Genomic DNA, 15,991 nt, shown 5'->3' with positions numbered 1-15,991 from the left:
TTGCTGTGCTCAAGGGTGCTCCTCCGTAGGTCCGTCCCGGCCGTGGGGCCGACCGGGACTGGGGATGGGACCTGCGCCGCCCGTGAGCACGCTTGTCATGGCACGCTCACCACAGTTGCCGCGAGCGTAGAAAGGTCTGGACCAACCGTCAAGAGGTCCAGACCTTCGCTCCGTTATGCCTCTAGAGGCCCAACTCCTGCGCCAGCACCGCCGCTTGGACCCGGCTGCGCAGGTTCAGCTTCCCCAGCAGCCTGCTGACGTGCGTCTTCACCGTCGCCTCCGCCATCTCCAGGCGCACCGCGATCTCCGCGTTCGAGAGCCCCTCGCCCAGAGCGCCGAACACCTCCCGCTCCCGCCGTGTCAGCGAGGCCACCGCCGCGGCCGTCTCCGGCGCCACCGGGGCCCTGACGGGCTGCGGAGCCGCGAACTCGGCGATCAGCCGGCGGGTCACCGCCGGGGCGATCAGGCCCTCCCCGCGCGCGACCGTCCGCACCGCCTCGATCAGCTCGGCCGCGTCCGCGTTCTTCAGCAGGAAACCCGCCGCCCCCGCGCGCAGGGCCCCGAACACGTACTCGTCGAGGTCGAAGGTGGTCAGGACGAGGACGTCGGACAGCCCCTCCGCGACCACCTGCCGGGTCGCCGAGACCCCGTCGAGGCGCGGCATCTGCACGTCCATCAGGACCAGGTCGGGCCGCAGGTCCCGGGCCAGGCGCACCGCCTCCTCCCCGTCCGCCGCCTCGCCCACGACCTCCACGTCGCCCGCGCTGCGCAGGATCAGCACCAGCCCCGCCCGTACCGCGCTCTGGTCCTCGGCCACCACCACCCGGATGCTCATCCGGCCACCGCCTTCTCCTCCGCGGGCAGATCCGCCCGCACCAGCCACAGCGATCCCGTACGGCCCGCCGAGAACTCCCCGCCCAGCAGTTCCGTCCGTTCCCGCATGCCGACCAGCCCGGCCCCCGAGCCGGGGGCGCGGGGACCCGGCCGGTCCCCGTACGGGGACTCCACGCGTACGCCCAGCAGCCCGTCCGCCCGCGTCACGCGGACCCGGACCGTGCCCGGAGCGGCGTGCTTGAGGGTGTTCGTCAGCGACTCCTGGACGATCCGGTACGCCGCCAGCTCCACCGGGGCCGGCAGCGCCTCCCCGGGCGGCCGGTCGTCGTGGAGCACGAAGTCCAGACCGCTCGCGGCGCCGTTGACGCGGGCCTGCTCCAGGAGGGCGTCGAGCCCGTCGAGGGAGGGCGTCGCGACCGCCCCCTGCTCGGCGCCCGCGTCCCGCAGCAGCCCGATCAGCCGGCGCATCTCGGCGAGCCCCTGCACGCTGTTCTCCCGGATCACCCCGAGCGCCTCCCGGCTGGTCGCGGGGGTGTCGATGGACAGCGCGGCCGTGGAGTGGATGGCGATGGCGGAGAGGTGGTTGGCCACCATGTCGTGCAGCTCGCGGGCCATCCGGGCGCGCTCGGCGACGACGGCCTGGCTACGGTCCATTTCGGCCAGCAGCGCGGTCTGCTCGGCGCGCAGCCGGGCGGCCTCGGCGGCCTCGCGGTGGTTGCGCAGAGTGGCGCCGGTCAGGGCCGGGCCGAAGCTCACGATGCCGGTGATCACGCCGATCATCAGGGACTGCGGGGTGCGCAGCCAGGCCACCGCGGTGATGGTGACGGTGATGGTGACCAAGCCGGTGGTGATCGGGAGCCGCCGGGCCATGGCCGGTTTTCCGTAGACGACGGCCGCGTACATCAGGTCCGTGAAGATCAGGACCGTGCCGAGGTTGCCCACGGTGAACTGGTCGGCGATCACGCCGATCGTGCCGACGGCCAGGGTGGCGGTGGGCGCGGTGCGGCGCAGCAGCTCCATCGGGCCGAGCGCGAGGAGCGGGACCAGGGCCGCCCACGGGGGCAGGAAGTGCCGGTTGTTCGTGCTGTAGATGCCGAGCGACCAGAGCGCCAGGCCCGCGAGCACGCTGCACACCGCGAGGAGCACGTCGTCGCGGTGGGGACGGAAGGTCCTGGCCGGCGTCGCGGCGGCGATGGTCGGGGTCACGGACCCATCCAACAGGGTGGGGGAGGGCCCGGCGTCGCCACGGGGGCGGAGGCCGGACGGGGCGCCAGTACGCCGAAGGATGCAGTCACGGTTCGTCACCGGCGACGACGAAGGGGCGGGGATCGGGAGGGAGGCTGGATCCAGCGGTTGCCGGAAGGCCGCAAACGGCAACGGAAGGGAGAAACCGGTGCTCGTCGCACTGATCATCGCCTGCGAGGTCGGCTTCTGGGTGCTGCTGGCCGGCGGACTGGCGCTGCGCTACCTCGCGAGGATGCCGAGACTGGGGGCGGCGGTCCTGCTGTGCGAGCCGCTGCTGGAACTGGTGCTGCTGGTGGCCACCGCAGTGGACCTCAAGAACGGGGGCGAGCCGAGGTGGACGCACGGTCTCGCCGCGCTCTACATCGGCTACACCGTCGGCTACGGCCACTACACGGTGAAGTGGCTCGACCGGCACGCGGCGTACCGCTTCGCCGGGGGCCCGAAACCGCCCGGCCCGAAGTACGGCAGGGCCAGGGCGGTCCACGAGTGGAAGCTGTGGACGCGCACGCTCGTCGGCGCGGCCGTCGCGCTCGGGCTGCTCCAGGGGGCGATCGGGTACGTGGGCGACGCGGCCGACACCGGCGCGCTGCAGAGCTGGCAGTACGCCGCCCTGCGGGTGCTCGGCATCCAGGCCGTGATCGCCGCCACGTACACGCTCTGGCCGCGCAAGCCCCCTGCGGCGGGGCCGCGGGAGGAACGCGCCGCGGCCGAGCGCCAGCGCCGGCGCTAGCGCTCGCCGCCGGGCACCCACAGGACGTCGCCGATCTCCTTGTTGGCCGTGCGCGCCAGGATGAAGAGGAGGTCGGAGAGGCGGTTCAGGTAGGTCGCGGTCAGCGGGTTCATCGCCTCGCCGTGCACCTCCAGGGCCGCCCAGGTGGAGCGCTCGGCGCGGCGGACCACCGTGCAGGCCTGGTGCAGGAGGGCCGCGCCGGGGGTGCCGCCGGGGAGGATGAAGCTGCGCAGCTTCTCCAGCCGCTCGTTGAAGGTGTCGCAGTCGGCTTCGAGCTTGTCGACGTAGAACTGCTCGACGCGCAGCGGCGGGTACTCGGGGTTCTCGACGACCGGGGTGCAGAGGTCCGCGCCGACGTCGAAGAGGTCGTTCTGCACCCGTACCAGGACCTTCACGACATCCTCCGGCAGCCCGCCGAGGGCGATCGCCGAGCCGATGGCCGCGTTGGCCTCGTTGGCATCGGCGTAGGCGGAGATACGCAGGTCGGTCTTGGCCGTACGGCTCATGTCGCCCAGGGCGGTCGTGCCCTTGTCGCCGGTACGGGTGTAGATGCGCGTGAGGTTCACCATGGCGCCAGCCTAGACGGCCCCGCCGCGGTGGTTCCGGGCACGGCGGTCCCTGCCCGGCGTGCCGTCCTGCGGGGACGCGGCGCAGGGGAGCGCGGGGGAGACCGGGAGCGGTGCGATTGACCGACCCGTACGACATCCGGCAGCGGGCGGAGGCGCTCCGGCAGGTCGACCTCCCGGCGGGCTTCCTCGCCACCCGGTACCCGGACGACCCGGACATCCGGCGTGAACTGGCGGTGTGCGCCGAGTGCGGGCGCCACGGCCGTCGAACCCGGCCGTCTGCCTGCGGCGCGCCGGGAGACGGAGCGGTTGCGTGAGCCGGCGCGCCGCCCCCGCGCGGGCGGCGGGTGAACTGTGCGGCCGCGCACGGGTGCTGGGCCGTCGCGGTGTGATGTCCGTCAGTTGAGACGTGACGCGTGTTACTTCGCGGTCACACGAACCCTCGCTGGCGCTAGTCTCCGCCGGAGAGGCTACGAGCCTGGGCCGTATGGAAGAACGTGGGGTGTGCAGTGGCTGGGAAGCTCGCCGTCATCGGTGCCGGACTGATGGGTTCCGGAATCGCTCAGGTCTCCGCTCAGGCGGGGTGGGACGTCGTACTGCGTGATGTCACCGACGCCGCGCTGACCCGCGGCACGGACGGCATCAAGGCCTCGTACGACAAGTTCGTCTCCAAGGGCAAGATGACGGCCGAGGACGCCGAGGCCGCGCTCGCCCGCATCACGACCACCACCGACCTCGACGCGGTCGCGGACGTCGACATCGTCGTCGAGGCCGTCTTCGAGAAGCTTGAGATCAAGCACGAGATCTTCCGCGCGCTCGACAAGCTCGTGCGGGACGACGCGATCCTGGCGTCCAACACCTCCGCCATCCCGATCACCAAGATCGCGGCCGTGACGGAGCGTCCGGAGCGCGTCGTCGGCGCGCACTTCTTCTCGCCCGTCCCGATGATGCAGCTCTGCGAGCTCGTCCGCGGCTACAAGACGAGCGACGAGACCCTCGCCACCACCCGCGCGTTCGCCGAGTCCGTCGGCAAGACCTGCATCGTCGTCAACCGCGACGTCGCCGGTTTCGTGACGACCCGTCTGATCTCCGCCCTGATCGTCGAGGCCGCGAAGCTGTACGAATCGGGCGTGGCCTCCGCCGAGGACATCGACATCGCCTGCAAGCTGGGCTTCGGCCACGCCATGGGGCCGCTCGCCACCGCCGACCTCACGGGCGTCGACATCCTGCTGCACGCCACGAGCAACATCTACACCGAGTCCCAGGACGAGAAGTTCGCGCCGCCGGAGCTCATGCGCCGCATGGTGGACGCCGGCGACATCGGCCGCAAGAGCGGTCAGGGCTTCTACAAGCACTGAAGCGACACTGAGCGCCAGTTCGAATATCCGCACCCGCACGGGTGAATTAGGTATCGGTTCGCTCACGGTCGGCAACCTCGCTGCCCGAACGGCAGTCAGATGCGGTGAGAGTTGCCGACCACGGACCAGTCGGATCCCTACGTACCCGTACCCAGGACTGCCGGGAGCACATATGCACATCAGGGGCGACCACGCCGAACTCGCTGTCGGGGGCCGCCTCGACGTGCGCAGCGCGGCGGACGCCCGTACGGCCCTCCACTCCGCGCTCGACGACGGCCACGGCGACCTCGTGCTGGACCTCACCGGGCTCGACTCCTGGGACGCGACCGGACTCGGCGTGATCATGGGAGCCCACCGGCGGGCCGGCCGGACCGGCCGCCGCCTCGTCCTGCGCGGGGTGCCGCCGCAGATGCAGCGCCTCCTCGTCGCCACCCGGCTGCACCGCATCCTCGCGATCGAGGGCGGACTGGAAGCGGAATCCCTCCCGCGGGTCTGAGACGGTCACCGTTTACCCTTCTGCGGAAACGTAACGGTCCGGTGGTGATGGCACCCCTGCGGTTCCGCGCACGACCGGGCACCGTCTAGGGTTCGGGCGGAAACCGGACCCGTAGCGACAGCGGAATGTGCGAAGGCCGGACGGTACGACACGACGGCTATGGCGCAGGGCGCGATCGGGGGACTAGGTCATGGACCGCACGCAGGGGCAGCCCGAACCGGTGGAGCAGCCCGCGACGGCACCCGTGCCTCCCGCGACGGCCGCCGCGGCGCCCGCACCGGCCGCCCCGGCCTCCGCCCCCGGCGGCCCCGGCGTGGCGCGCGTCGTCACCCTCACCGCCGGGGACTTCACGCTCACCGTGAACCCCGTCGACGGCAGCGAGATAGAACCGCGCCGCCCCGGCACCGGCGGCAGCGCCCCCGCCAAGCGCGACGCCGCCGGCCGCGCCGCCCGGGAGGCCGCCGCGCGGCCGCCCGTCCTGCCCGGCCCCGCCGCCCCGACCCCGCCGCTGCTGGCCCGCGACGAGGAGCGGGGGCGCCTGGTACGGCTGCTGGGCCGCGGCCGCTCCGTACGGCTGACCGGCCCCGCCGGCTCCGGCCGCAGCTCCCTGCTCGACGCCGTCGCCGCCGAATGCACGCACCTGGCGCCCGACGGCGTCGTACGGCTGAGCGGATACGGGCACCAGCAGCCCGGCGAGCTGCTGTACGCGCTGTACGACGCCGTGTACGAGGCCCCCCTGGAGCGTCCCGAGCGCACCCAACTCCTCGCCCGCGTCCGGGACATCGGCGCCATCGTGCTCCTCGACGACCTGGAGATGGGCGGCGCCGTCCTCGACGAGCTGCTGCGCGCCACCCCCGAGTGCGCCTACCTGCTGGCAGCCACCCCCGACGTCCGCGCCCCCTCCGACGACTCGCACCTGGAGGAGATCTTCCTCGGTGGGCTGGGCCGGGCCGACTGCGTGGAGCTGCTGGAAGCGGGCGTGGGCCGGGCGCTGACCGAGGAGGAGACCGCCTGGGCGGGAGACCTGCGGTTCGCCTCCGAGGGGCTGCCGCTGCGGTTCGTCCAGGCGGCGGCGCTGCTGCGCCAGCGCGACGAACGGAACCTGTCCTCCGCCGAGGACGAGCACGACGAGCCCGGGGTCTTCGACGAGCGGCCGCGCGACGCCGAGTTCGTGGCGCTGCCCACGCTGGCCGAGGGCGCGGCCCCCGCCGAGCTGCTGGCCTCCCGGGTCAGCGAGTCGGCGCGGGCGGCGCTGCGGATCGCGAGCGCGCTGGGCGGGGAGCTCCCGCACCACGCCCACCTGCCGGCGCTCGTGGGGGACACCCACGCCGACGCGGCGGTCGCGGAACTGCTGGGCTGCGGACTGCTCACCCCGGTCGGCACCCGTTACCGGCTGGCCGCCGGGGTCCTGCGCCAGCTGGAGGAGGCCGGGTACGGGGACACCGCGGCCGAGGAGGCCCGTACGGCCGCCCGTCACTACGCCTGGTGGACCGGGCACGCCTCGGTGACCCCGGAGCGGGTCGCGGCCGAGGCCGACGCGGTGCTGGCGGCGCTGGCCGGCGCGGACGTGGTGGCCGCCGTGCTGCTGGCCCGGACCGCGGCCCCGGCGTTCGCGGCCTCGCGGCACTGGGAGGCGTGGGAGCGGGTGCTGCGCTCCGGTGCCGAGGCCGCCCGGAAGGCGGGGGAGGTCGCGGAGCAGGCGTACTTCCACCACGAGCTCGGCGTGCTCGCACTGTGCGAGGGGCGCCTGGACCGGGCGCGGGCCGAACTGGAGGCCTCCATAGGCCTGAAGGGCGCGCTCGCCGACAAGCGGGGCACGGTGGCGGGGCGCCGGGCGCTCGCACTGGTCGCCGACCGCGAGAAGGCGGGGGTGGAGGTCTCGCCGCCGCTGCGGCTGGAGCCGCCGGCGCCCGCACCGGCCGGCGGGGCCGCCGAGGCCGTCACGACGGTGCTGCCCGCGGCGGCGCCCGCGGCGCCCGTGACGGCCGTGACAGCCGTGGTGCCGGTGACACCGGTGGCGCCGGTGACGCCCGTGGTGCCGGTGATCGGCCGCTCGGATTCCCCGACGAGTCTCACGGAGGTGTTCGAGGAGGCCTTCCCCCTGACCCCGAAGTCCGCGCCGCCGGCGGCGCCCGCCACCGTGGGCGCGGCCGCGCCGGCGCGGCGTACGCGGCCGGGCCGCAAGCCGGTGCTGCTGGCCGCCGCGGGGGCGCTGACGGTGGTGGTGCTGGGTACGGTGATGGCCCTGGCGATGTCCGGCTCGGACGATCCGCAGACCCCGGCGGGCGGGGACGGTCCGGCGGTGTCCTCCACGCCGACGGCGGGAGCATCGGCACCGGGCGTGCCGGGCACGAGCGGGAACGATTCTGCAGCGGACCCGGGAACTCCGGCCCCCGAAGCCTCGGACCCGGGCTCCCCGCAGTCGACCCTCACGCCGGACCCGAACCAGCCGCCGCGGCCCCCGTCGCGCAAGCCGGTCACGCCGCCGCCGTCGCAGAAGCCGTCCTCGAACGGACCGACGTCGCCGTCCCCGGACCCGTCGACGACTCCGCCCACGGCGCCGCCCACACCGACGCCCACGCCGACGCCCATCGCGACGACAACACCCGCCAGCCCGACGGCGACGCTGTAGCGGGCGGGCGGGCGGGCGGGCGGGCGGGCGGGCGGGCGGGCGGGCGGGGGCGGGACCGCGGCCGGAGCCGGCTCCGGCCCAGGCTCCGTCAGAACAGGCGGAGCTTGTCGTCCTCGATGCCGCGCATGGCGTTGTAGTCCAGGACCACGCAGTCCATGCCGCGGTCCGTGGCCAGAACGCGGGCCTGCGGCTTGATCTCCTGGGCCGCGAAAACGCCGCGCACCGGCGCCAGGTGCGGGTCCCGGTTCAGCAGTTCCAGGTAGCGGGTCAGCTGCTCCACGCCGTCGATCTCACCGCGCCGCTTGATCTCCACGGCCACCGTCGCGCCGGAGGCGTCCCGGCACAGGATGTCCACCGGCCCGATCGCCGTCATGTACTCCCGCCGGATCAGCGTGTAGCCGTCGCCCAGCGTTTCGATGCGGTCCGCCAGGAGCTCCTGGAGGTGTGCTTCGACGCCGTCCTTGATGAGGCCGGGGTCGATGCCCAGCTCGTGGGAGGAGTCGTGGAGGACTTCCTCCATGGTGATGATGAGCTTCTCGCCCGCCTTGTTGACGACCGTCCAGACGCCGGCCTCATCCCCGCTCCCCTCCTTGAGGGTGCAGGGGGGCGACATCCAGTTGAGCGGTTTGTACGCCCGGTCGTCCGCGTGGATCGAGACACTGCCGTCGGCCTTCACGAGGATCAGACGGGGTGCCGAGGGCAGATGGGCGGTGAGCCGGCCCGCGTAGTCGACGGAGCAGCGGGCGATGACGAGACGCATGGTCGGCAACGCTACTCGACGAGAAGGCCTGCACGCGATTCGCCCCCGAAAGCCCCGTTCGCCGATGGCGCGTTGTATGCGCATTCTCCTGGTGCGCCACCCATGGGGCGCCTACCGTGGTGAGCAGGAGGTGGCGGAGCGTGCACTCTGCGTCGCGGCCCCCTTCCCTGCCCGTAAGACTCCGGCAACCCAAACCGCCGGGGTCGCGAGAGGAGAACCCATGTCGCTCGACGTCTCACCGGCCCTACTCGAACAGGCCGAGCGAGGCGAGGTCGACGAAGCCGCTTTCGTCGACTGCGTCCGGACCTCCCTGCCCTTCGCGTGGGAGATGATCAGCTCGCTGGTGGCCCAGCTGAAGGTGGACGGCGGAGAGTTCGCCGACAACCAGGCGCCGCCGCCCGACGAGCAGGCGCGTGGCCAGCTGCTGCGCGCTCTCGCGAGTGACGCGATACGTGGTGCGCTGCAGCGGCACTTCGGCGTGCGCCTGGCGTTCCAGAACTGCCACCGGGTGGCCGTGTTCCCGCTGGATCCCTCGTCGGACGACCGGCTCGCCAAGTTCACTTCGATCCGCGGCCAGCTGCTCAACCAGTCGCCCGAACTCCGGGACTGCTGACCGACCGCACTTCGCTGCCGCTCCGTATCGGGGGAGGTGATACCGGGGCGGCAGCCTCAGCCGAGACGGGGCAGGACCTCGGCGCCGAGGCGCCGGACGTTCTCCTCCGTCGCGGCGAGATCCCCGGAGCCCTCCGCCAGCAGCGCGAACCGCGTGATGCCCGTCCGCTCCGAGGTCGCCGCCAGCCGGTTCGCCGCCAGCCGCGGGGTGCCCACCGGGTGCAGGTCGCACAGCAGCTCCGTGTAGGCGACGGGGTCCCGCATCGCGCGCTCCCGGCCGTCCACCGTCACGTGCGCGTCCAGCCCCTGCTTCAACCACCCCGGCATGGCCTTCAGCAGGGCCTCGCGGGCGTCCGCCGTACGGTCCGCCAGCTGGCACACGCCCGCCGACACGTGCGGGGCGTGCGGGTTCCGCCCCGCCGCCGCGGCCGTACGACGGTACAGCGCGACCATCTCCGCCTTGTCCTCGTCCCCGCAGTGCATGCCCAGCAGCATCGGCAGCCCCCGCTGCGCGGCCAGCCGGACGGAGGCGGGGGAGGTGCACGCGACGATCACTTCCGGCCCTGATCCGTCCCCGTCCAGCGCCTCCGACGGACGCGGTACGACGGCCACTTCGCGGAACCCGTACCGCTCGCCGGCGGCCGCCACCCGCGGTTCGGCCAGCCAGCGCCGCAGCAGGTCCAGTCCCTCCGGGAACTCCTTCTCGTAGGAGTCCAGGCCGCCGCCGAACACCTCCAGGTCCACCCAGGGACCGCCCCGGCCCACCCCCAGCGTGAAGCGGCCGCCGGAGGTCAGGTGCAGCAGTGCCGCCTGCTCCCCGAGGGCCACCGGATGCGTGTTCGGCAGCACGCTCACGGCCGTTCCCACCCGCAGCCGCCGGGTCCGCCCCAGCAGGAGGGCCGCCAGGGTCACCGCCGAGGGGCACACCCCGTACGGGACGAAGTGGTGCTCGGCGAGCCACACCGAGTCCAGCCCCGCCTCCTCGGCCACCTCCGCGGTCCGCACCGCCCGGTGCAGCGCCTCCCCCTGCCCCTGGCCCGGAAACTGGGCCGCCAGTACAAACGCTCCTACGCGCATCGCCTTTGCCCTCCTCGTGGCTGACGCGGCCTCCCCCAGGTGGACCGGTTCATCTGATGGCAACAACGTCTGACACGTGCCAAAGGCACGGCCTGACACGAAAGTTATTGGGATAGTCAGGCCAGCCGACTGCGAGCACGTCGAGGTCGGCCGACCTCTGTCAGCCACCCTGCGGGTACCCGGCCTCGCTGCGCGTAGTCTGGGAGAAAGTCACTTCCGTCCGCCCATACGTGAGGTATACGTGTCACCGCGCCACAACCGCCCCAGGGGCGGCGAGACTCCGGACGAACGCCCCAGCACCGGCCTCGACCGCTACGGGCTGGAGCGCACGGAGGAGTACCAGGGCGAGGAATGGAAGATCCGGCACGTCGCGGGCGCGAGCGCGGCGGGCAAGCGCTACCGCTGCCCCGGCTGCGACCAGGAGATCCCCTCGGGCACCCCGCACCTGGTGGCCTGGCCGGAGTACGGCGGTGTGGACGACCGCCGGCACTGGCACAAGGCCTGCTGGAACGCGAAGGACCGCCGCACCTCAAGGGTGCAGCGGTCCAGGAACGCTCCCAGGCACTAGGCGGTACCGGCGCTCACACGTCGCGGCGGCCGACCACCGCGTACGAGCCCGCCACCGCGGCGCCCGTCACCAGCAGGATCAGCAGGACCTGGAGCCCGCTTCCGGGAGAGTTCCCGGTGGCGGCGTCCGGCAGGCCGAACAGCCCCATCAGGGCGACCGGGGCGTTGTACCGGAGGATGACGCTGCCGAGCGGGGCCAGGGTCTGCCACATGCTGACCATTCCCCCCACCACCGGCGGCAGCGTGACCAGCCCCAGCATCACGGCGATCGCTCCCGCGGAGTGCCGCAGCATGGCCCCGATCGCGAGGGCGAGGACCCCGAGCAGGGTGACGTAGACGCAGCCGGCCAGGGCACGGGCCCATTCGCCGCCGCCGTGCGAACCGGAACCCGCGCCACCCCGCAGGATCGCGGAGGAGAGACCCACGACGGCCACCGACCCGGAGATGGTGGCGAAGGCGACGCCGGCGAAGACGAGGTACTTCGCGGTCAGCACCCGCGCCCGGTCGGGGGCGGCGGTGAACGTCGTACGGATCATGCCCGTGCCGTACTCGGAGGTGATCGTCAGGACGCCGAGCACCATCACGGCGACCTGCCCCACCAGCAGCCCGAACAGGGCGGGCGCCGTGAGCGGCACCTCCTGGTAGTCGGCCGAGCGCGTCTCGGAGACGGCCAGCACCCCGATGCCGACGACGAGCAGCACCAGCGAGCCGAGCGTCCACACCGTCGAGCGCACCGAGATCATCTTCGTCCACTCGGAGGCGACGGCGTGCCCGAGGTGGGGCCGGGGCGTCTCCAGCGGGGAGCTGTAGCTCTTCGGCCGGTCGGAGGTGCCCGTGGCGCCCGTGGTGCTTGTGTTGTTCCTGGGGTGCGCGGGGGTCGTGGGGCCGGTCATCGGGTGTCCTCGCGGGTGTCCTGGGTGGGGTTCCGGTCGGGGCCGGCGAGCTCGCCGGGGTCGGAGGGCATCAGGAAGGGCTGTCCGCCCGCCCCGGGCGGCGGGGGAGCGAAGAAGGAGCCCCGCGGCACCTCCGGAGCCTGGAGCCCGTCCTCCCAGGCGGGGACGGTCAGCGGCTCCGGCTCCCACAGCTCGGCGCGCGGGTCCTCGGTGGAGGCGTACTCCACGTCGGCCTGGGTCATCCGCATGTAGGCCTCCTCCAGCGAGGCCCGGTGCGGGGACAGCTCCCACAGCCGTACGCCGGCCTCGTGCGCGAGGTCGGAGATCCGCGGGAGCTCCAGGCCGGTCACGCGCAGTGTTCCCTCGGGCTCCTGGAGGACCCGGCCGCCGGCTTTGGTCAGGGCTTCACCCAGTGCATCCCGGCCACCGTGATCGTTGTCGGCCGCGCGCACCCGCGCGAATCCGGCCGAGTTGTGCGCGATGAATTCCTGGGTGCCCATGTCGGCCAGCAGCCGGCCGCGGCCGATCACGATGAGGTGGTCGGCGGTCAGCGCCATCTCGCTCATCAGGTGTGAGGAAACGAACACCGTGCGGCCCTCGGCGGCGAGCCGGCGCATCAGGGTGCGGACCCAGAGGATGCCCTCGGGGTCGAGCCCGTTGACCGGCTCGTCGAAGAGCAGCACCTGGGGGTCGCCGAGGAGGGCGGCGGCGACGCCGAGCCGCTGGCCCATGCCGAGCGAGAAGCCCTTCGTGCGCTGCTTGGACACGTCCTGGAGGCCGACGACGGCCAGCACCTCGTCCACCCGCTTCTCGGGGATCCCGGAGAGCTGGGCGAGGCTGAGCAGGTGCCTGCGGGCCCGGCGGCCGCCGTGCACGGCCTTCGCGTCGAGCAGGGCCCCCACGTGCCGCTGGGCGTTGGGCAGCTGCCGGAAGGGCCGGCCGTTGATCGTCACGCTGCCCGCCGTGGGCCGGTCCAGGCCGAGGATCATGCGCATGGTGGTGGACTTCCCGGAGCCGTTCGGCCCCAGGAATCCTGTCACGTGACCCGGCCTGACCTGGAAGGACAGCTGGTCGACGGCAGTCTTGGCGCCGTAGCGCTTGGTCAGGCCGACAGCCTCGATCATTGCTCTGCCTCTGCTCTGCCCCTAGCCAGGACCGGACGGCTTTCGTCCGCGTAAGGGTTAAGAGGATATCGAGTCGCCTACGGTTCCATCCCGGGCCGGATCCCTGAGCTGCCCCTGACTCCGACCCGGGGATGACCCGTAGTACCCGAGGCGTCCGCCACAGGGCGGACGCCTCGGGCGCGCGGGGAACAGCTGGATCAGGCGTCGCGCTTCTTCAGCACCAGGTAGCCACCGAGCACGGCGGCCAGCACCCACAGCGCCATGATCCCGAAGCCGCCCCACGGCCCGTAGGGGGCCTCGCCGCTGTCCATCGCCCCCGGGACCACCTGCATGATCTTGGAGCCCGCCTGGTCCGGGAAGTACTGGGCGACCTTGCGGGTCGCGCTGACCGCCCCGAGGATCGTCGAGACCAGGAAGAAGAACGGCATCAGGATGCCGAGCGACAGCATCGAGCTGCGCAGGATCGTGGCCACGCCCATCGAGAACAGGGCGATCATGGCCATGTAGAGGCCGGCGCCGACCACGGCGCGCAGGACGTTCGGCTCGTCGATCCCGATGCTGCGGTCGCCCAGGATGGCCTGTCCGAGGAAGAAGGACAGGAAGCTGGTGACCAGGCCCACGACCAGCGCGAGGCCGGTGGCCACGAGCAGCTTGCCGGCCAGGAAGCTCGCCCGGCGCGGTACGGCGGCCAGCGAGGTGCGGATCATGCCCGAGCTGTACTCGGTGCCCACCACCAGCACACCGAAGACGATCATGGCGAGCTGGCCGAGGGTCATGCCCGCGAAGCTGGCCAGGGTCGGGTCGAAGGTGACCTGCTGCTCCTTCGGCATGTCGTTGAAGGTGGCGTTGAAGACGGCGCACAGGCCGGCGCTCACGCCGACCGTGACCACCAGCGCTGCGACCAGGGTCCAGATGGTGGAGGCGACGGTGCGGATCTTGGTCCACTCGGACCGGAGGACGGCGGGGAAGGAGGACATGATCACTCGCCGCCCTTGCGCGTCGCCTCGTACCCGGCGCCCCACGCGGGGACGTCGGCCGGCCGGGCGGGGTTGTCCGCGGAGCCGGGCCCCGGGGGCGGCCCCGGTTCTCCCGGCGCGTGGGCGTGGTACTCGACGGAGTCCGCCGTCATGCGCATGAACGCTTCCTCCAGTGAAGCCCGTTGCGGGCTGAGTTCGTGCAGCACGATCTGGTGCTGCGCGGCCAGCTCGCCGAGCTGCTCCGGGGCGACCCCGTCGATCTCCAGCGCGCCGGTGGCCGGGACGCTGATGGCGTCGATGCCCGCTTCGTGCAGGACGTCCTTGAGCCGCTCCTGCTGCGGCGAGCGCAGCCGGACGTAGCTGCGCGAGTTCTCGTGAATGAAATCAGCCATGGACATGTCGGCCAAAAGCTTTCCCTGGCCGATGACGATCAAATGGTCCGCGGTCAGCGCCATTTCGCTCATCAGGTGGGACGAGACGAAGATCGTCCGACCCTCGGCAGCCAACCCCTTCATAAGGTTTCGGATCCAGAGAATTCCCTCCGGGTCCAGACCATTGACGGGCTCGTCGAACATCAGGATCTCCGGATCACCCAGCAGGGCGGAGGCGATTCCCAGCCGCTGGCCCATGCCGAGCGAAAATCCTTTCGACTTCTTCTTCGCCACGGGCGTCAGCCCGACAAGATCCAGTACCTCCGCGACCCGGCGTTCCGGGATGCGGTTCGACTGGGCAAGGCAGAGAAGGTTGTTGTAAGCGCTGCGGCCGCCGTTCATGGCCTTCGCGTCCAGCAGCGCACCGATGTGCTTCAGCGGTTCCGGCAGGTCCCGGTAGTGCTTCCCGTCGATCCGGACCGTGCCACTGGTCGGGTTGTCGAGGTCGAGCATCATGCGCATGGTCGTCGACTTGCCCGCCCCGTTGGGGCCGAGGAAGCCGGTCACCACCCCCGGTCTGACCTGGAAGCTGAGGTGGTCCACGGCGGTCTTCGCGCCGAATCGTTTGGTAAGGCCCTCAAGCTCGATCATGCCGCTCACGCTAGAACGCCCGAGGGCCCCACGCCACCTCAAACAGGTGACATAGGGCCCTCGGGCAGGACGTTCGTCCACGGGCGGGTAGACGGCGGCAGTCCGACCGGTCGACCGCCGGTGAACTCCCGCGCGCGCTACCGCGCGTACTAGCGGCTCTGCTGCGCCGGAACGCCGCGGGTGACCGGCTCGTCGTCGACGATCGGGTTGGCCGCCGCGACGGCCGCACCGGTCAGCGTCGCCAGCATCTCGCGGACGTTGGTCAGCTGGGCGTTGATCGAGTCGCGGCGGTTGGTGAGCGCCGCCAGCTCGCGCTCGGACTCGCTGCGGATGCGGTCCGCCTTCGCGTTGGCGTCCGCGACGATGTCCTCGGCCTGGCGCTGGGCGGTCTCCACCGTCTGGCGGGCGCGGCGCTCGGCGTCCGTACGGAGCTTCTCGGCCTCCAGGCGCAGCTGCTCGGCGCGGTGCTCGATCTCGGCGAGGCGCTTCTCGGCCTTGGCCTGACGCGAGGCCAGGTCGCGCTCGGACTGCTCGCGGCGCTTGGCCAGGTTGGTCTCGAAGTCCGCGGCGGCCTGGGCGGCCTTGGCGCGGGTCTCCTCGAACAGGGCGTCGGCCTCCTCGCGCTTGGAGGCGGCGTCCTTCTGGGCCTCGGCGCGCAGGGTGGAGGCGTCGCCCTTGGCCTTCTCGACGATGCGGACGCCCTCGTCCTCCGCCTTCGTCTTGCGGTCGGCGGCGAACGACTCGGCGTCGTTGCGCACCTGCTGGGCAGCCGACTCGGCGAGCTCACGGTGCTGCTCGGCCGCGCGACGGGCCTCCTCGCGCAGGTCCTTCGCCTCCTCCTCGGCCAGGCGCAGGATCTTCTCGACCCGGGCGCCGAGGCCGGCGTACGACGGCTCGGCGTCGCTCACCTGGGCCTGGGCGTTCTGCGTTTCGAGGTGCAGCTCCTCGATCCGCTTTTCCAGAGAGTTGATACGTCCAAGGGCGCTGTCGCGGTCGGAGACCAGCTTGGTAATGCGGTCGTCCACCTGACCGCGGTCGTAACCACGCCGCACGAGCTCGAAGCCGAAGGGGGAGGAAGTGTCGCTCATGGGGTTCCTG

At 72.4% G+C, this 15,991-nt stretch carries 17 protein-coding genes; 7 read left to right on the top strand and 10 right to left on the bottom strand.

Annotated features, from left to right (window positions below; genetic code table 11):
- Positions 1 to 181: 181 nt before the first annotated feature.
- Both AB0M92_RS07225 and AB0M92_RS07220 read right to left on the bottom strand, forming a co-directional pair.
- The gene (locus tag AB0M92_RS07225; protein ID WP_366101084.1) at positions 182 to 835 is read right to left on the bottom strand and encodes a response regulator transcription factor; all 654 of its coding nucleotides are present in this window, start codon (positions 833 to 835) and stop codon (positions 182 to 184) included.
- The gene (locus tag AB0M92_RS07220; RefSeq protein WP_366101083.1) at positions 832 to 2,040 is read right to left on the bottom strand and encodes a histidine kinase; all 1,209 of its coding nucleotides are present in this window, start codon (positions 2,038 to 2,040) and stop codon (positions 832 to 834) included. Before AB0M92_RS07220 ends, AB0M92_RS07225 begins: the two co-directional genes overlap by 4 nt.
- Positions 2,041 to 2,227: 187 nt before the next feature.
- Here AB0M92_RS07220 and AB0M92_RS07215 point away from each other — a divergent pair, with 187 nt between their 5' ends.
- Positions 2,228 to 2,809 carry a hypothetical protein gene (locus AB0M92_RS07215; RefSeq protein WP_366101082.1) on the top strand — a complete coding sequence of 194 codons (582 nt, stop codon included), beginning with the start codon at positions 2,228 to 2,230 and terminating at the stop codon, positions 2,807 to 2,809.
- On the opposite strand, the gene AB0M92_RS07210 is transcribed toward AB0M92_RS07215, so the two are convergent.
- The gene (locus AB0M92_RS07210; RefSeq protein WP_366101081.1) at positions 2,806 to 3,378 is read right to left on the bottom strand and encodes a cob(I)yrinic acid a,c-diamide adenosyltransferase; all 573 of its coding nucleotides are present in this window, start codon (positions 3,376 to 3,378) and stop codon (positions 2,806 to 2,808) included. The two genes, AB0M92_RS07215 and AB0M92_RS07210, sit on opposite strands and share 4 nt — an antisense overlap.
- Positions 3,379 to 3,488: 110 nt before the next feature.
- Between AB0M92_RS07210 and AB0M92_RS07205 the strand changes: the two genes are divergently transcribed.
- The 4 genes from AB0M92_RS07205 (at position 3,489) to AB0M92_RS07190 (ending at position 7,861) form a co-directional block, all read left to right on the top strand.
- The gene (locus AB0M92_RS07205) at positions 3,489 to 3,692 is read left to right on the top strand and encodes a hypothetical protein (RefSeq protein ID WP_366101080.1); all 204 of its coding nucleotides are present in this window, start codon (positions 3,489 to 3,491) and stop codon (positions 3,690 to 3,692) included.
- A 192-nt stretch (positions 3,693 to 3,884) separates the two neighbouring features.
- Complete coding sequence (locus AB0M92_RS07200) at positions 3,885 to 4,733, top strand: 3-hydroxyacyl-CoA dehydrogenase family protein (RefSeq protein ID WP_366101079.1); 849 nt, start codon at positions 3,885 to 3,887, stop codon at positions 4,731 to 4,733.
- Positions 4,734 to 4,905: 172 nt separating this feature from the next.
- Positions 4,906 to 5,229 carry an STAS domain-containing protein gene (locus tag AB0M92_RS07195; protein ID WP_054224709.1) on the top strand — a complete coding sequence of 108 codons (324 nt, stop codon included), beginning with the start codon at positions 4,906 to 4,908 and terminating at the stop codon, positions 5,227 to 5,229.
- 190 nt (positions 5,230 to 5,419) lie between these two features.
- Entirely contained in the window at positions 5,420 to 7,861 is a 2,442-nt protein-coding gene (locus tag AB0M92_RS07190) for an ATP-binding protein (protein WP_366101078.1), read from the top strand.
- 88 nt (positions 7,862 to 7,949) lie between these two features.
- Here AB0M92_RS07190 and nucS read toward each other — a convergent pair whose 3' ends face one another.
- A complete protein-coding gene (gene nucS / locus AB0M92_RS07185) occupies positions 7,950 to 8,621 on the bottom strand; it encodes an endonuclease NucS (protein ID WP_048476388.1) in 672 nt (223 codons plus the stop codon).
- 220 nt (positions 8,622 to 8,841) lie between these two features.
- Here nucS and AB0M92_RS07180 point away from each other — a divergent pair, with 220 nt between their 5' ends.
- Positions 8,842 to 9,234, top strand: coding sequence for an SCO5389 family protein (locus AB0M92_RS07180; RefSeq protein ID WP_266997067.1), 393 nt, complete (start codon positions 8,842 to 8,844; stop codon positions 9,232 to 9,234).
- 56 nt (positions 9,235 to 9,290) lie between these two features.
- Here AB0M92_RS07180 and AB0M92_RS07175 read toward each other — a convergent pair whose 3' ends face one another.
- The gene (locus tag AB0M92_RS07175; protein ID WP_366101077.1) at positions 9,291 to 10,310 is read right to left on the bottom strand and encodes an LLM class flavin-dependent oxidoreductase; all 1,020 of its coding nucleotides are present in this window, start codon (positions 10,308 to 10,310) and stop codon (positions 9,291 to 9,293) included.
- Positions 10,311 to 10,551: 241 nt separating this feature from the next.
- Between AB0M92_RS07175 and AB0M92_RS07170 the strand changes: the two genes are divergently transcribed.
- A complete protein-coding gene (locus tag AB0M92_RS07170; RefSeq protein WP_366101075.1) occupies positions 10,552 to 10,878 on the top strand; it encodes an ATP/GTP-binding protein in 327 nt (108 codons plus the stop codon).
- A gap of 13 nt (positions 10,879 to 10,891) precedes the next feature.
- Here the strand turns inward: AB0M92_RS07170 and AB0M92_RS07165 are convergent, their stop codons facing one another.
- The 5 genes from AB0M92_RS07165 to AB0M92_RS07145 form a co-directional block, all read right to left on the bottom strand.
- Positions 10,892 to 11,770 (bottom strand): ABC transporter permease, encoded by an 879-nt coding sequence (locus AB0M92_RS07165; RefSeq protein WP_366101074.1) that lies wholly within the window; start codon positions 11,768 to 11,770, stop codon positions 10,892 to 10,894.
- Positions 11,767 to 12,894: an ABC transporter ATP-binding protein gene (locus tag AB0M92_RS07160; RefSeq protein WP_366101073.1), complete on the bottom strand. Its 1,128-nt coding sequence runs from the start codon at positions 12,892 to 12,894 to the stop codon at positions 11,767 to 11,769. Before AB0M92_RS07160 ends, AB0M92_RS07165 begins: the two co-directional genes overlap by 4 nt.
- A gap of 197 nt (positions 12,895 to 13,091) precedes the next feature.
- Complete coding sequence (locus tag AB0M92_RS07155) at positions 13,092 to 13,871, bottom strand: ABC transporter permease subunit (protein ID WP_366101072.1); 780 nt, start codon at positions 13,869 to 13,871, stop codon at positions 13,092 to 13,094.
- Positions 13,872 to 13,873: 2 nt separating this feature from the next.
- Positions 13,874 to 14,893 carry an ABC transporter ATP-binding protein gene (locus tag AB0M92_RS07150; protein WP_366101070.1) on the bottom strand — a complete coding sequence of 340 codons (1,020 nt, stop codon included), beginning with the start codon at positions 14,891 to 14,893 and terminating at the stop codon, positions 13,874 to 13,876.
- A gap of 149 nt (positions 14,894 to 15,042) precedes the next feature.
- The gene (locus tag AB0M92_RS07145; protein WP_362735377.1) at positions 15,043 to 15,981 is read right to left on the bottom strand and encodes a cellulose-binding protein; all 939 of its coding nucleotides are present in this window, start codon (positions 15,979 to 15,981) and stop codon (positions 15,043 to 15,045) included.
- Between the last annotated feature and the right edge of the window lie 10 nt (positions 15,982 to 15,991).

The organism is Streptomyces sp. NPDC051582 (assembly GCF_040681715.1).
Taxonomy (GTDB): domain Bacteria; phylum Actinomycetota; class Actinomycetes; order Streptomycetales; family Streptomycetaceae; genus Streptomyces.
This window is presented reverse-complemented; position numbering and strand designations above follow the sequence as displayed.

Excerpts from the sequence above, each read along its gene's own strand:
- AB0M92_RS07225 (WP_366101084.1), bottom strand. The coding sequence starts at position 835 with ATGAGCATCCGGGTGGTGGTGGCCGAGGACCAGAGCGCGGTACGGGCG.
- AB0M92_RS07210 (WP_366101081.1), bottom strand. The coding sequence starts at position 3,378 with ATGGTGAACCTCACGCGCATCTACACCCGTACCGGCGACAAGGGCACG.
- AB0M92_RS07195 (WP_054224709.1), top strand. The coding sequence starts at position 4,906 with ATGCACATCAGGGGCGACCACGCCGAACTCGCTGTCGGGGGCCGCCTC.
- AB0M92_RS07190 (WP_366101078.1), top strand. The coding sequence starts at position 5,420 with ATGGACCGCACGCAGGGGCAGCCCGAACCGGTGGAGCAGCCCGCGACG.
- nucS (WP_048476388.1), bottom strand. The coding sequence starts at position 8,621 with ATGCGTCTCGTCATCGCCCGCTGCTCCGTCGACTACGCGGGCCGGCTC.
- AB0M92_RS07180 (WP_266997067.1), top strand. The coding sequence starts at position 8,842 with ATGTCGCTCGACGTCTCACCGGCCCTACTCGAACAGGCCGAGCGAGGC.
- AB0M92_RS07175 (WP_366101077.1), bottom strand. The coding sequence starts at position 10,310 with ATGCGCGTAGGAGCGTTTGTACTGGCGGCCCAGTTTCCGGGCCAGGGG.
- AB0M92_RS07165 (WP_366101074.1), bottom strand. The coding sequence starts at position 11,770 with ATGACCGGCCCCACGACCCCCGCGCACCCCAGGAACAACACAAGCACC.
- AB0M92_RS07160 (WP_366101073.1), bottom strand. The coding sequence starts at position 12,894 with ATGATCGAGGCTGTCGGCCTGACCAAGCGCTACGGCGCCAAGACTGCC.
- AB0M92_RS07155 (WP_366101072.1), bottom strand. The coding sequence starts at position 13,871 with ATGTCCTCCTTCCCCGCCGTCCTCCGGTCCGAGTGGACCAAGATCCGC.
- AB0M92_RS07150 (WP_366101070.1), bottom strand. The coding sequence starts at position 14,893 with ATGATCGAGCTTGAGGGCCTTACCAAACGATTCGGCGCGAAGACCGCC.
- AB0M92_RS07145 (WP_362735377.1), bottom strand. The coding sequence starts at position 15,981 with ATGAGCGACACTTCCTCCCCCTTCGGCTTCGAGCTCGTGCGGCGTGGT.